Origin of the sequence: Thiocapsa rosea (genome assembly GCF_003634315.1) — a bacterium.
Taxonomy (GTDB): domain Bacteria; phylum Pseudomonadota; class Gammaproteobacteria; order Chromatiales; family Chromatiaceae; genus Thiocapsa; species Thiocapsa rosea.
On record NZ_RBXL01000001.1, the window covers coordinates 4,255,975 to 4,270,606 of the forward strand.

General features: G+C 63.6%; 11 protein-coding genes. 6 read left to right on the plus strand and 5 right to left on the minus strand.

Annotated elements, in window-relative coordinates; genetic code table 11:
* Positions 1-271: 271 nt before the first annotated feature.
* From BDD21_RS19055 to BDD21_RS19075, 5 genes are all read right to left on the minus strand, one after another.
* A complete protein-coding gene (locus tag BDD21_RS19055) occupies positions 272-511 on the minus strand; it encodes a hypothetical protein (protein WP_120796898.1) in 240 nt (79 codons plus the stop codon).
* On the minus strand, positions 508-1,308 hold the full coding sequence (locus BDD21_RS19060) for an ExeA family protein (protein ID WP_120797114.1): 801 nt from the start codon (positions 1,306-1,308) through the stop codon (positions 508-510). Before BDD21_RS19060 ends, BDD21_RS19055 begins: the two co-directional genes overlap by 4 nt.
* Positions 1,308-2,666, minus strand: a complete 1,359-nt coding sequence (locus BDD21_RS19065) for a DDE-type integrase/transposase/recombinase (RefSeq protein WP_120797115.1) — start codon at positions 2,664-2,666, stop codon at positions 1,308-1,310. Before BDD21_RS19065 ends, BDD21_RS19060 begins: the two co-directional genes overlap by 1 nt.
* A 47-nt stretch (positions 2,667-2,713) precedes the next feature.
* Positions 2,714-3,334 carry a hypothetical protein gene (locus tag BDD21_RS19070; RefSeq protein WP_120796895.1) on the minus strand — a complete coding sequence of 207 codons (621 nt, stop codon included), beginning with the start codon at positions 3,332-3,334 and terminating at the stop codon, positions 2,714-2,716.
* Between the two features lie 359 nt (positions 3,335-3,693).
* Positions 3,694-5,001, minus strand: coding sequence for an AAA family ATPase (locus tag BDD21_RS19075; RefSeq protein ID WP_120798504.1), 1,308 nt, complete (start codon positions 4,999-5,001; stop codon positions 3,694-3,696).
* 91 nt (positions 5,002-5,092) lie between these two features.
* On the opposite strand from BDD21_RS19075, the gene BDD21_RS19080 reads away from it, so the two are divergent.
* The 6 genes from BDD21_RS19080 (at position 5,093) to BDD21_RS19105 (ending at position 14,452) form a co-directional block, all read left to right on the plus strand.
* On the plus strand, positions 5,093-5,413 hold the full coding sequence (locus BDD21_RS19080) for a type II toxin-antitoxin system RelE family toxin (RefSeq protein ID WP_120798505.1): 321 nt from the start codon (positions 5,093-5,095) through the stop codon (positions 5,411-5,413).
* A 561-nt stretch (positions 5,414-5,974) separates the two neighbouring features.
* The gene (locus tag BDD21_RS19085) at positions 5,975-6,841 is read left to right on the plus strand and encodes a hypothetical protein (RefSeq protein WP_120798506.1); all 867 of its coding nucleotides are present in this window, start codon (positions 5,975-5,977) and stop codon (positions 6,839-6,841) included.
* Positions 6,838-10,617, plus strand: a complete 3,780-nt coding sequence (locus tag BDD21_RS19090) for a nitrate reductase subunit alpha (protein WP_120798507.1) — start codon at positions 6,838-6,840, stop codon at positions 10,615-10,617. The genes BDD21_RS19085 and BDD21_RS19090 overlap by 4 nt, the downstream gene beginning before the upstream one ends.
* Positions 10,618-10,620: 3 nt before the next feature.
* Complete coding sequence (narH, locus tag BDD21_RS19095) at positions 10,621-12,168, plus strand: nitrate reductase subunit beta (RefSeq protein ID WP_120798508.1); 1,548 nt, start codon at positions 10,621-10,623, stop codon at positions 12,166-12,168.
* 2 nt (positions 12,169-12,170) lie between these two features.
* On the plus strand, positions 12,171-12,920 hold the full coding sequence (locus tag BDD21_RS19100) for a nitrate reductase molybdenum cofactor assembly chaperone (RefSeq protein ID WP_147431150.1): 750 nt from the start codon (positions 12,171-12,173) through the stop codon (positions 12,918-12,920).
* Positions 12,917-14,452, plus strand: a complete 1,536-nt coding sequence (locus tag BDD21_RS19105; RefSeq protein ID WP_120798510.1) for a respiratory nitrate reductase subunit gamma — start codon at positions 12,917-12,919, stop codon at positions 14,450-14,452. The genes BDD21_RS19100 and BDD21_RS19105 overlap by 4 nt, the downstream gene beginning before the upstream one ends.
* The last annotated feature ends 180 nt before the right edge of the window (positions 14,453-14,632 follow it).

Sequence of the window (14,632 nt, forward strand, 5' to 3'; positions counted from 1 at the left end):
GCTTGAGTGTCTTGAGTACGGTCTGAAGCGGCTTGGTGTTGTCGCTCGCTTTATTTCACCGGCCGATTCCCGAATTGTTTCGCGCGGAATGCTCGCGGTTTTCCCGCACTGATCACCCCGGTGGCGCAGTGTCGGCAGGTGGAGGAGTGCGAGGAGCCCGAGGAGCGCGAAGGCGGTGTGTGGAGTGCGTCGCGGCGGTGTTCGACGCGCCCGGGTCGGGCGCCTGTAGGGAGGGTGCCCGGCGGGTGGCGACCCGCCGGGCAAGGGTCGCTCAGAAGGGCAGCGGATCGTCGAAGTCGTTCTCGAAGAGGTCCAGTTGGGTGACGGCGTCGGGCGGCGGGTCCGGATCCGGATCGGTGTCCTCGCCGTAGAGCCACTGCTGCACGGCCGCTCCGTAGCGCGCCTGGATCTGCACGAGCAGTTCATCCAAGCAATCCTGGACGGCCCAGGCCTGCTCGGGCGTCCAGTCCTCGGGCAGGAGGATGGTGAAGGGTTCGGGGAGCCGGCTCATGGGGCGACCTCCTCGCGGGCAGTCTGCACGTGCTCGGCGGTGACCTGGCGGGCCTGTTCCAGCGCGGCCCCGGTCAGTGCGTAGTGGGCCAGACGATTGACCTTGCGGGGCATGCCGCGGGTGGCCTGGAACAGCGCCTCCACGGCGGGCGGCTCGAACAGCGGCAGCTCGCAGCCGGCCAGGCGCAGACGATGGGTCAGATAGGCCGGCAACTCCTCGCGGGTCAGCCCGGTCACGTGATGACGCACCACGATGCGCTGGGCGAGCGACTCATGTACCGCCATGCTCAGACGGCGACGCAGCTCCGTGAGTCCCACCAACAGCAGACACAGGCGATTCTCCGAATCCATCTGATAGTTGGTGAGCAGACGCAGATCCTCGAGCACCTCGTTGCGCAGATGATGGGCCTCGTCGATGATCAGGACGGGGCGTTGCTTGGCCTCCAGACTCAAGCGGGTGATCTCGGTGCGGATGGTGCGGAAGGCCGCCGCGCGGTTGCGCTCCACCGGCAGGCCGAGCTCCCAGCCGATGGTCTTGTACATGTCCATCACGTTGCCGGTGGACAGCGGAATGTAGAACACCCGATAGAGGCCCGGATGCAGATCGGCGGCGACCTTGCGGCAGACCGTGGTCTTGCCCGAGCCGGCCTCGCCGGTGATCAGGCCGATGGCACGCAGCTCCAGCAGATGCTTCAGACGTGCCTCGGCCTCGGTGAGGCTGGCGGCGGCGAACAGCGCATCCGGCGGCGGGGTCAGATCGAAGGGAAAGGCCGTGAGGGCGAAGTGTTTGCGGTACATCAGCGGCCCTCCAGGGTGTCGGCATCCGCCTCGGGCAGTTCGCGCAGGCGCAGCGCCGAGGGTGCGGGCTCGGGGACCGGTCCGTCCACGGCCAAGGTGCGCGAGGGACGATCGCGTTTGACGAAACAGTTCGCATACGTCTGGACCGGACGGGCCGGGTCGTGCGCGCGGCCCTCGAAGCAGACCTGAATCGGCCGCTCGGGCGGTGCGTCCGGATCGTAGCGCAGGGTGATGTTCTCCCCGACCAAGGCGGCGTCGACCTCGTAGACCACCCCGTGGAGGCTGACCGTGCGGTCCTTCTGCACCTTGCGCACCGCCTCGTGCAGGAACAGATCGGCCAGGTCCAGGCCGGGCTCGGGAAAGCGCACCGCGGCCCCGGTGCGCGCCCACTGCTCGAGCGGCGTGGCGCCCTCCAGGCCGCGATGCGGGGTGTGGTGATACTCGCCCTCGATCCAGCTGGCGAGGCGGCGGTTGAGTGCCGCGAGGCTCGCCAGATCCGCTTCGGTCAGGCGGGTCAGCAGCTGCGCACGGACCGTTTTGAACCAACGCTCGATCTTGCCCTTGCCTTGCGGTTGATAGGGCCGGGCATGGATCAGCGCGATGCCGAGCTTGGCGCAGACCAGGGCCAACTGCTTGGAGCGATAATTGGCGCCGTTGTCGACATAGAGCTTCTGCGGCAAGCCGCGGCGCAGGATCGCCTGCGCGAGCACCGGCAGAAAGGTTCGGGTGTTCTCCGACAGCGCAAAGGCCGCATAGGGGATCACCCGGGTCGCATCGTCGATGAAGGCGATCAGATAGGTCTTGCGTTTGACCCGCTCCCCGACCACCACGGCCGGACCGTGCATCACGTCGCTCATCCACAGCTCCCCGGCCTGCTCGAAGGCAAAGCGGCGCCGGTCCTGCGCCTGACTCGCCGTCTTGGCCGTGTCCATCAGGCCATGACGGGCGAGCAGGCGATGCACGGTGGAGGGCGGCAGCGGCAGATCGGGCGGGACCTCGGGGCGCCGGCGCACCGCGCGGATCACCAACTGCACCGACAGCTGCGGGTTGGCCTCCTTGGCGGCGAGCAGCGCCTCGACCACGTTCGCGGGCAGGCGGCGCACCTGACCGCGATCGGCACGCGGCTTGGGCAGAAGGGCCTCGAAGCCGCCGCGCCGATAGGCCTTGAGCCAATCGCGGATGGTCTCGGCGGCGACCCGGGTGCGGGTGCTGCCCGGAATGGCGTAGTCGCGCTCGGCCTTGGTCTGGATCGCCTCGTAGAGGCCTTTCTCTTCCTTGGGCCACTGCACGAGTTCGGCAATCACCCCGTAGCGAAACAGGGCGATGTCGTGCTGAAGATCGGTCTGCGGGTCACTCATGGACGCACTCCGCGGCTGACGCAGGCGGTTTGCCTGCGCCGCGGACCCTATGCCGGGCAGCCCGGCGGGTCAGGCCCCGCACGGTGTTGGAGGCGGGGGAGCGCACTGCGGCCCCGGCGGCGCCGGGGCGCGAATCCGAGCGGCTTGGGCAGCACGTCAAGCCAGGCCGCGGCGATCCCGCGCAACGCCACCAGAACCGGCTCCACCTCCAGGTGGTCGGCGAACGCCGTCAGCGTCGGCGCCACGTTCGCGAACGTGTCCCCGAGAACACCCTTGATACGATGCAACGCGCCGTGCACGTCCTGCACACGCCGACGGACCCAGCGCAACGCCCCGGGCAGTTCGATGTCCAGACGTTGGTGCTTGCACAGCGCTTCCAGACTCGGCGCCTGCTCGGCCGCACGCACCACCGCCTCGACCTCGCTCAAGGTGCCCGAGAGGCGCGCCGCCAGACAGTCGGGGAGCAGACTGAAGGTGCGATGCCCCTCGGGACAGTACCAGCGCGCCACCCGCGTGCCGGGCGGGGAGACGCGCTCATAGGTGCCGTGACGCGCAAAGCCGCAATCGCCATGCGGATGCAGCGGACAGCACGGAAGCGTTGCGCTCAACCAGCCTTGTTGCGTAACGTAGTCCGCGCCGGTGAGATGACACTCGAAGCGTAGTTGCACCGGCCATCGGCCCGCACGGTTGCACCCGTGGCGGGCCTTCTCATGTGGAGGAGGGTGAGGCGATTGTGCCGGGACGACCGCGAGGATGCACGCCGGTGAAGCGTGCGGGACATCCGCGCTCCGCGCCTACCGCATTGCCTCACCGGAAAATGACATCACCGGTGGAATACTTCCTGCAAAAACTGCCGGTGGTTTGCGGATCAGGATGGGAAACAACACTTGGTCTTGCGCGCACCCTTCCATTGTCTTTCGACGTTCAAGGTGCCATCGGCCCGCGCTTGGTTGACCATCTCCTGATGCCGATCCAGTGCCTTCTGAGTTGCGACAGGAAGGGCGCTGCGTGTGACCCGACGCATCCGTCAGGGCTCCTCATCGCCGGTTGCGAAGAGTTCAAGCTGTTGTTCTTTAGTTTGTTCGTCCTTGGTGAGCTTTGCCCCTGCCCGCCGCTTGGCTTGTAGACCGGCCAACTCGGCGCGGCCGGCTACTGCGCGTGGCGAGCGCGTATTTTGCAGGCCGAAGGCCGGTGTTAGGAGGATGGTATCCGGCCGCGAGGCAATCACGGTGTTGTAGTCTTTCTCTGAGAGCGCCTTCGGTGGTGCAGCGCTGCCCGGCTCGGGCAACACGAACAGGCCGTTGGGATCGGCCGCCTGGCAAATGATGGGACTATGGGTGGTGACCAGGAATTGGATGTTGGGGAAGTGTCGCTTGAGCCAGAAGCCGATCTCCCGTTGCCACTCCGGGTGCAGGTGGGCATCGACCTCGTCGATGAGCACGACCCCGCTGCGCTTGATCCGGAGCTTTCCGTCCAGGCGTTCTTTCAGGTCATCGATGCCATAGGCATTGATTAGATGGCGCAGGATGTCGGTGAGCAGAGCTAGGGCGGCACGGTAGCCGTCGCTCATTTCCTCCCAAGAGAGTTGAACCCCGTTCCGATCTTTCAGCCAGAGCCCATCCGAGTCCACGCGATCGATGGTGATCTGATTCGGCATCAGTTCATCCCTCAGAATCTCCAGCAGAAGCTCCAGTTGGGCACTCTCTGCGGCTTTCTTCTCAAGCGCTTTGTGGTTGAGGTTACGCAGCCACTGATCGACCTCGGCCAAGGACGCCGCCTCTTGAAACATGGTGACGAAGCGCTCGGTGGAAGGGGCCACCATCTGGCGCGCCGCTTCGGGGGAGGCGCCGAAGACACGACGGAATGGGCCATAGCCGCAGGAGAACCAGCCCTTCGCATCGCTAGCCCAGATGGTCCGTTCCGGGGTGGAGTCGTTTCTCTGATTCTGCTTCTCGTCCGGAATGGCCGACTGCAGCATCACTTCCCGGCCACCGTTCTTCAGGACCAGCTTTGCCGGAAAGCTACGAGAGGCCGATGGAGCGCGACCGCCTGTCGCGAGGGCGTCGTCCTCGCTGCTTCTGATGATCTCCAGCTGAATGGATGCCTCGCCGTCACCTCCGTCGCGAATCCAGCCGCGAAAGCTCGGCTGCAAGGCGCGCGCGGCATCCTTACCCGCAAGTCCGAGCGCAATCGCCTTCAGCAAGGTGCTCTTGCCGGAACCGTTGTCGCCGGTGAAGACCGTCCAGCCGCCATAACTGCCATCCGGCCGCGCGAGGTCGAACTCCAGATCGGCAAAGCCGCGGATGTTCTTCAGGATCACCTTGCCGATGTACATGCCTGGTCCCCTCGTTATCTTGCGATCAGCCGGGGCCGATCACTGACTGCCGCGCCCGATTTATCTCGTCCGCCAAGGCGGCGAAGCCCAAATGATCCTCTCATTGGTCCATGGAATCCACGCCGAGCGCGAGGATCCGACCCCCCGCATCCCGCTCGGCGCCGAAACCACACAGGCGTCCCGGCGGGGAATTCGTGTTGTTCGGCGTCGAAGACAACTGCACGGGAAAACAATAACGGACATCGTCCGTTATCGCCTCGCGGTCGATCCGCACTCTGCAAAGCGCTTGGCGGGACCGCTCAAGGGATACTATTCGGCCCGATTGAGCTACCAGGATCGTATCCTTTACAGCATTCAGGATGATGAGCTCGTCGTCATCGTCGTGTGCGCCAGAACCCACTACGGCGACTGACCGTCGTCGGCCGACACACTCGAAGATGACCTTCCTCGGCGTCTAAACCGCGCCCAGCGCGGTTTGCGTCGTGTGTTTTCTCCGCAAGCCTGACTGCGATCGCCTTCAGCACGCGCTTGCCGGGAGCCAGATCGTCGCCTCCAAACCATGCTCGTCTTGTCCCTGTCGCCGAGACACATTGAACCGGACGGCAATGAGCGACGGGACAATCTGTCTCGCCGACCGGCGCTTCCTCTGAACCCAGGCCGACCGATGGTGGGGATGACTTGGGTCCCCTTCCGTCCTTCCAAAACGCCTTCCACTGGTCTCGACCGATATCCGTCCATGCCTGTTTTCACAATTGAAATCAGTAAGATCCGCTACACTCAAATCCCTCTTTAGCAACACCGCTCCGATTCCGAGCACAGCTCCCGCACGTCTCGATTTCCCTCTGGCATACCCGTTGCTGAATGGCTCTGCGTACGAGCCCCTCAATCCGAGTAAATCGCTCGGAGACAACAGCAGAGACCGCCGCATCAAGACGGGCGGCCCTGAGAACGGAGGATGAGGAGTGAAAACACCATGATCAACGAGGAGTCGCAGCGCGTGCGGGAGTTGCTCCGGGAGGTCAAGTACCCCGGCTTCTCGCGCGACATCATCGCCTCGGGGTTTGTCGGGGACATTCTCGCCATCGGGCCGATGGTGGAGGTCGAGTTCAAGCCCGACACGCGCGACGAGACCAAGGTGGCCACCATGGAGCGGCAGATTCGCGATGTGCTTCAACGCGCGGACTTCGCGGACGTGCAGATCCGTCGGATCGCGCCCTTCGTCCCGGATGTGCCGCTGCGCAGCGCCGAAGACCTCGCGAAGGAGCTCCGCAAGAAGCCCGAAGGCCCGAGCGCGACGATGAGCAGACTCATGACGCCGCTCCAGGCCGAGTTCTTGGAGGAAGGCGAGCTGCCGGAGCCGGATCTGCTCGCCATCGCGCTCGGACGCCATGACGTTGCGCCCGCAGCCGGCTATCGGCCGGGCGGTCCGAATCCGCTCAGCGGCCCGCGTGAATCCATCGACTACGACATCGGTATTCCCGTCCTGCAATGGGATATCGATCCGCACGATCCGCAAGCCAAGACCAGTCAACACGAGATCAAGGTGGGCGAGTGGGATTACCGCGTCTGGTGGCAGGCCCATCGCGACGGCGGGCTGCTGTACGTCTCCATGCAGGCGATGAAGGAGGACTGGGTCGACCACGACAACAACGCGGTCCCCCATCCGATCGGTCGATCCGAGGCGGTGAACCTCGTCTACGACGAGCGGCGCAATGCGGTGGTGGCGATCTACGGGACGGTCCGCGATTTCCGCCCGTTCGTCAAGGCTTTCGGGCTGGCCCATGCCAGCGAAACCGGTACTCAAGTCGGACCGGAAACCCAAGAGGCAGAACAGCAATGAGCAAGACCAAAGACGACGGCAACGGCAACGGTGGCTCCCGCTGGTTCCGCGAGCTCGACGAGCCGCGCAAATGGGAAGACTTCTATCGCCGCCGCTGGCAATACGACAAGTCGGTGCGCACGAGCCATAGCGTCAATTGCTCCGGCTCCTGCTCTTGGGAGGTCTTCGTCAAGAACGGCATGATCACCTGGGAGCTGCAGAAGACCGACTGGCCCCAGATCAACGACGAGACGCCCAACTACGAGCCGCGCGGCTGCCAGCGCGGGATCTCGGCGTCCTGGTATCCCTACAGTCCGGTGCGTCCGAAATATCCCTACGTCCGCGCGGTGCTGCTCGACTTCTGGAGGGCCGAGCGCGAAGCCGGGAAGGATCCGATCGCCGCCTGGGCCGCGATCGTCGAGAACCCCGAGCGTTCCAAAGCCTACCGCAACGCCCGCGGCAAGGCCGGCTGGCGTCGCACGAGCTGGGACGAGGCCACCGAGATCATCGCCGCGGCGAAGATCTACACCATCAAGGAGCACGGCGCCGACCACCTGGCATCCTTCTCGCCGATTCCGGCGATGAGCATGGTGAGCTTCCTCTCCGGTCATCGCCTGTCGAATCTGCTCGGCGGGACCATGCTCAGCTTCTACGAGTGGTATCACGATCTGCCGCACGTCATGCCGATGATCTGGGGCGATCAGACCGATGTGCATGAATCGGCCGACTGGTATCAGAGCGCCTATTGGATCGTGATGGGCTCGAACCTGCCGATGACCCGCACGGCGGATGCCCATTTTGCCTCCGAGCACAAATACAACGGCGGCAAGCTGGTGAATCTCTCGCCGGACTATTCCGACGTCACCAAGTTCGCGGACCTTTGGGTTCCGGTGCGCCCCGGTACGGATACGGCATTCATTCTTTCCTGTATTCACGTCATCCTGCAGGAATTCCATGTCAATCGACGTTCCGAGTATTTCCACAGCTATGTGGCGCAATACACCAATCTGCCCTTCTTGGTCATCCTGGACGAGGAGGGCGACCATTACGCGAGCGGTCGATTCCTGCGCGCCAGCGATGTCGCCGCCTATGCCGACGAAGAATTGGCCGACTGGAAGCTGCCTTGTTTCGACAAACAGGGCGAGCTGCGTCTGCCGGGCGGGACGCTGGGCTTCCGTTGGGAGGAGAAGAACACCGGGCGCTGGAACCTCAAGAACGAGGACGCGGTGACGGCCCAGCCGTTCGATCCGCTGCTCACACTCATGGACGGCGACTTCGAAGAGGTCATCGTCGAGTACGCCGACTTCACGCACACCTTCAACGTCGAGTTCGGGACCACGGCGCTGCGGGGCGAGAAGGCGAGGCAGAGTCTCCGTGGCGTGCCGAGCCGCGTTCTGACCAAGAAGGACGGCACCAAGGTGCGCGTCGCCACGGCCTACGATCTGCTGCTCGCCAGCTTCGGCGTGAACCGCGGTCTCTCCGGCTCGGGCTACCCGAAGGACTACGACGACGCCTCGGAGGCTTACACCCCGGCCTGGCAGGAGCAGGAGACGGGCGTGGACCGCAACCTCGCGATCCGCGTGGCGCGCGAGTGGGCCGACACCGCCGAGAAGACCAAAGGCAAGTGCCTCTTCATCACCGGTTCGGGCATCCTGCACTGGTACCACGGCGGGTCGCTGACCTATCGCTCCGAGGCCGTCATGGGGATCCTCACCGGGTGTCAGGGGCGCAACGGCGGCGGGTTCGCGCACTACGTGGGCACCGAGAAGATCCGCAACGTGGCGGCCATCGGGACGATCGGCAATGCGGCCGACTGGGGCAACGTCGGGCGGCAGATGAACTCCACCTCCTATTTTTACTTCCACACGGATCAGTGGCGCTACGACGGCATGAGCCTGGATCCGCTCTGGGCGCCGCGTGCCAAGGAGATGCCCGCCAAGGCCAATCATGCCGCAGACATGAACGCGGTCGCGGTGCGCAACGGTTGGCTGCCGTTCTTCCCGCAGTTCGACGAGCGCAATCCCACGGATGTCATGCAGGACGCGCGCAAGGCCGGGTGCGAGAGCCTCGACGATGTGAAGACATGGGTCGCGCAGCAGTTCAAGGAGCGCAAGCTCAAGTTCGCCCTGCCCAATGTGGATGCGCCCAAGAACCACCCGAAGGTCCTCTGGATCTATCGCGGGAATCTCATCGGTACCAGCATGCGCGGGCATGAGCTCAATCTGAAGCACATGCTCGGCACGCACAACAATGTGCTCGGCGGCGAGACCCGCGCCAAGGACATGGTCAACGAGATCGACTGGACCGAGAACGCGCCGATCGGGAAGCTGGATCTCATCTACAACGTCAACCTGCGGATGGACTCCTCCGCGAACTACTCCGACATCGTGCTCCCCACCGCGCACTGGTACGAGAAGTTCGATCTGACCTGCACTGATCTGCATTCCTTCCTGCATCCCTTTACGCCGGCACACGACCCGGCCTATGAATCCAAGCACGACTGGGAGGCCTTCCGACTCATCGCCGAGAAGATCAGCGAGCTGGCCAAGGTCCATCTACCCGATCCGATCGAGGATCTGGTGATGACGGCACTGAGCACGGACACGCCCGACGAGATGGCGCAACCCATGGGCGAGCTGCGCGACTGGTGGACCGGCGAGAGCGAGCCGATTCCCGGCAAGACCTTCCCGAACGTCAGTGTCGTGACGCGTGACTACACCAGGGTCCACGACATGTACACCACGTTGGGTCCGGCGGTCACCAAGCCGAACGGCTACGGCGCCAAGGGGGTCAAGGGCGACCTCGCCGAGGCGTACGAGCAGATGAAGGAGAGCTATCTGGTCGGCGAGAAGCAGGGCCGGCCGAACATGGAAACGGCCGCGAAGGTCTGCGAGGTGATCCTGCGGATCTCGCCCGAGAGCGACGGCGAGCTGTCCTATCAGATGTTCAAGAAGCTCGAGGAGCGTTGCGGCGTGCCGCTTGCGCATATCGTCGAGCATGAGCGGGAGACCGCCTACCACTATCCCGATCTCATCTCTCAGCCGAGGCGGGCGTTGACCTCGCCGCATTGGTCCGCCATCGAGACCAAGGGGCGGACCTATTCGCCCTGGACGCTGAACATCGAGGCGCTCAAGCCCTTCCACACCCTCACCGGACGACAGGAGATCTATTACGACCACCGCATGTTCCGCGATCTGGGCGAGGACTTCCCGGTCTACAAGCCGCCGGTGGACATGGTGTCGATCGGCGACGTGGCCCAGAAGGACATCAAGATGAAAGGGGCGAAGCTGTTCCGCTTCATCACCCCGCATCAGAAATGGGGCATTCACAGCATGTTCGGCGATTCATGGCAGATGCAGAACATGTTCCGCGGCGGGCCGACGGTCTGGATCAACGACGACGACGCGCGCGATATCGGTGTGAAGGACAACGACTGGGTGGAGATCTTCAACGAGAACGGGATCCAGGTCGCCCGAGCAGTGGTGAGCCATACGGTGCCGCGCGACATGTCGATCGTCTATCACCAGACCGAGCGTCACGTGAACGTACCCTTCTCGTCGTTGGCAAGGGAACGCGGGGCCAGCGATCTGCGCGGCGGCAACAACAACGCCACCACCCGCATCATGATGAACCCCGCGACCATGGTCGGCGGCTACGCTAATTGGACCTATTGGCTCAATTACCAAGGGACCAGTCCATCGGAGCGCGATTGCGTGGTGCTCATCCGCAAGAAACCGATGGAGTCGCGCGGTCGCAAGGTCATTTACCAAGAGTCACAGCTGAGCGTCGGGGCATAAACCATGCGTATCAAGCAACAGATGGGTATCGTCTTCAACCTGGATAAGTGTCTGGGTTGTCAAACCTGCACCATTGCGTGCAAGAACGTGTGGACCAACCGCGAAGGCGCGGAATACATGTTCTGGAACAATGTCGAGACCAAGCCGGGTGCGGGCTATCCCAAGCAATGGGAGAACCAAGACAAGTACCGCGGTGGTTGGAAGGAGGATCCGGGTGCGGATGCGCCCAAGCTGAATCAGGCCTCGCGCTTTTGGGAGATGATCAGCCTCTTCTACAACCCTGTTCTGCCGCAGATGGACGACTATTACGGCAAGGGCCCCTTCACCTTCACCTACGAGGATCTTCATTCGGAGCAGCCGACCAAGTATTCGCAACCGGTCGCACGCCCCAAGTCGCAGATTACCGGCGAGGAAGACATCGAGCTGACCTACGGCGTGAATTGGGAGGACAATGGCGCCGGCACCCATGAAGAGGGAACGGGCAAGCTCGATTACAACTTCATGGACATGACGCCTGCGGCGCGTCAGGCGCTTCTGAAGTTCGAGAACTCCTTCATGATGTATCTGCCGCGCATCTGCAATCACTGCCTGAATCCGGCGTGCGTAGGCTCCTGCCCATCGGGTGCGAACTACAAGCGCGAAGAGGACGGCGTGGTCCTGATCGATCAGGATCGGTGCCGGGGTTGGCGCTATTGCGTCTCGGGTTGTCCTTACAAGAAGACCTATTACAACTGGCGCACGGGTAAGTCGGAGAAATGTATTCTCTGCTTCCCGCGGCTCGAAACCGGCCAGCCGCCGATGTGCTTCCAGGCGTGCGTGGGTCGTATTCGCTATCTCGGCCCGCTGCTCTACGATCTTGATCGGGTCGCCGAGACGGCGAATGCGCCTGAGCACGAGTTGGTGGATCGGCATCGCGACATCATCCTGAACCCCTTCGACCCGGAGATCATTGCCGAGGCGAAGCGTCAAGGCATCTCGGACAACTGGCTGGATGCCTGCCGCCGCTCGCCGGTCTACAAGATGGTCAAGGAATGGGAGATCGCGCTGCCGCTGCATCCGGAGTTCCGCACGCTGCCGAGCCTCTTCTATATCCCCCCGGAGAGTCCGGTGCAAACGGCCAAGCCGAATGATCGCGGCACGCTCGATATGGTCGACGGCGGCACGGTGCTGCCGGATCTGAAGGAGTTCCGCATTCCGATCGAATATCTGGCCCGACTGTTGGCTGCGGGCAATACGAAGCTGGTCGAGACGGCCCTGCTGCGCCAGCTCGCATTGCGCGAGTTCCGTCGCCAGGAGCGTGTGGAGGGTCGCACCGACGATACCGTCCTGAAGGCCGTCGGACTGACGATCGAGCAAGCACGGCATATGCATCGGCTGCTCTCGCTCGCGCACTTCCACGAACGGTTCGTTATCGCGACCTCGCGCACGGAAGACACCGACAACGCGCCTTACCTGGAGCGTGGTTTCACCGGGTACGACCTGCTCGCCCCCGAGCAGAGTCCGAAGCGGCGCACATCGTTCCACGGCAACAAGATGGGTGTGGGGAGCTGACCATGAGCGCAGTCCAATCGACCGAAGCCTACGTATCGGGTCCGGGTGCGTCCGGAGCAGTCTCGACGGGGTCGGCCGGCTGGGATCTCGGGGCCATGTACGGGTTGATCGCAGAGCTTTTGCTCAATCCATCCGTCCGGGACGCCGGGCGGGTGGAGCGCTTCCTCCAGGCCATCCCGGAGACGCCGATGCGCGAGCGCATCGAGCGTTTCCTGGCATCCCCAGCCGCGCACAACGTCGACGAGTACACCGCCACCCTGGAGCTGACGCCGCCCTGTCCGCTCTACCTGGGGTCGCACATGTACGAGGAGCCCAACTCCTGCCGGGGCGCCGGTGCCTGCGGGCGCAATCAGTACATGATCGAGCTGAAGGCGAGTTACGAGCATTTCGGGTTCGATCTCGCCATCACCGAGCTGCCTGATTTTTTGCCGGTGATGATCGAGTTCCTGGCCGTGAGCAGCGCGCATCCGGAACGCGACGGTATCGGGCTGCGACGCCGCTTCGTAGACCAATACCTGCAGCCCGGCATCCCGGCGATGCGCAAAGCGCTGCAGAAGTACGAGAGCGTCTACGACCTGCTGATGGAAGCGCTCGAGTTTGTCGCGGAGGAGGATCTGGAGCGTCTCGCCGATGATCCCGTCTGGCTCGCTCCGGAGGTTCAAGCGACGATCCCGGTGCGCAAGGGTACCTCGTCGACGCCGGGGCTCTCGCCATCTCCTGAACTGTCCACCACCGGTTGGGGGCGCCAATGAACAACATCCTGTTTTCGAGTTATGTCATCTGGGGTGTCTTCCCCTACGTGGCACTGACGCTCTTCTTCGTCGTACCCTTTATTCGGATGGTCTATCGGCCGTTCGGGATGTCGACCCGCGCGAGCGGGATCTTCCATGGCCAGGGCATCCTCGGACTCGCCGCGCATCTTCTGCATTGGGGCATCTTCCTGGTCTTCTTTGGTCATCTCGCCGGATTGATCGGCGGGATGCTGGGGTGGCGGAGTTGGGTCGGCGCCTTCTTTTGGTTGGCGACACTCGGTGGTTTGGTCGCGATCATCGGGTCGGTGATTGCACTGATCAGGCGGACTGTTGTTCCCGAGATGCGCGCGATGAGTCAGCCCGATGACTACATCGTGCATCTGTTCCTCATCGCGATTCTGGGCGTTGCCATCTATCAAGCGTTGGGGGATCGTATTTGGGGCGTCTCCTATACGGCAGCGCCTTGGTTCGCCAGCCTTTGGCGGCTTTCACCGCAGCCGGAGCTGATGGCATCCGCGCCGCTGTTGTCGAAGGTCCATATCCTGCTCGCGTTCGCCTTCGCGGCCTATTTCCCCTTCACGAAGCTGATCCATGCCTGGACGCTGCCGGTCAACTATCTGGTGCGACCCTATCAGGTCTTGCGCACGACGGCGAAGAAGTTCCAGAACGGCTGGGTGTTGGGGTGCTGGGAGTTCAAAGGCGTCACCGACAAGTCCTATATGACCTATCTGACCGCAGGTGTAGTCGGCGTCTTGGTCGTCATCGCCTTCGTCCTGCCTAGTCCGAAAGGCGATGGCCTGGTTCAAGCCGCGCATGCGGCGACATCGGTCGAGCCGACGGGGCCGGACTCGAGTCAAGCGCAGAAGGTTCTGGAAGGCTATCCGCTCTATGTCAGCCAATGCGCGCGCTGCCATGGTCTCCAGGGACACGGAGACGGTCCGGGCGCGAATTCTCCGACCTTCTCCGTCGTTCCCAGAAACCTCGCCGAAGGCCATTTTCAGTTCATCTCGACATCGAACGGGGTCGCTTCGGACGAGGATATCCGGCATGCCATCGTCCACGGGCTGACCGGTTCCGGAATGCCCGGTTTCGCGGCACTCTCGGAGCGGCAGATCGACTCGCTGGTGCGTACGGTCGAGCAGTTCTGGAAGGACCGACCGACGCCGGGCGAGACGATCGAGGTTCCGGCGCGACCCGAGCCGACGGTCGCCATGATCAAGGAGGGCAAGGAGCTTTACGCCGGCATGTGCGCGGTCTGTCACGGCCCGACCGGCGCCGGCGACGGTGTCCTGACCGCGCTGCGAACGGACGCGGCGGGTCGCACTGTGCCAACGCGCAATCTGCGTACCGAGCCGCTCAAGGGTGGATCGAGCGAGACACAGCTCTACTATCGCATCGCCGCGGGGCTGCCGAGAAACAAGGATGAATGGCTGATGCCCGCCTATGCGAATCTGGGCCCGGAGAAGATCTGGGCACTGATCACCTACCTGGAGTCGGAGGTGTTTCCGCAACGGCGCATCGCCGGACGCTGATCGCCGCGACCGCATAGCCTCGGGTCGCCGTATGGCCCTCGGCGTGCGGTGCAGTGGCAACGGCACCCCATCGAAGAACCTCTGACAAACGCCGCAGGACGACTCGTCCGGCGCTGCGGCACCGCGGGTCATCCGTCCGGCGACGTCCGGGATCCGCGGGATCATCACTCCGAATCCGAG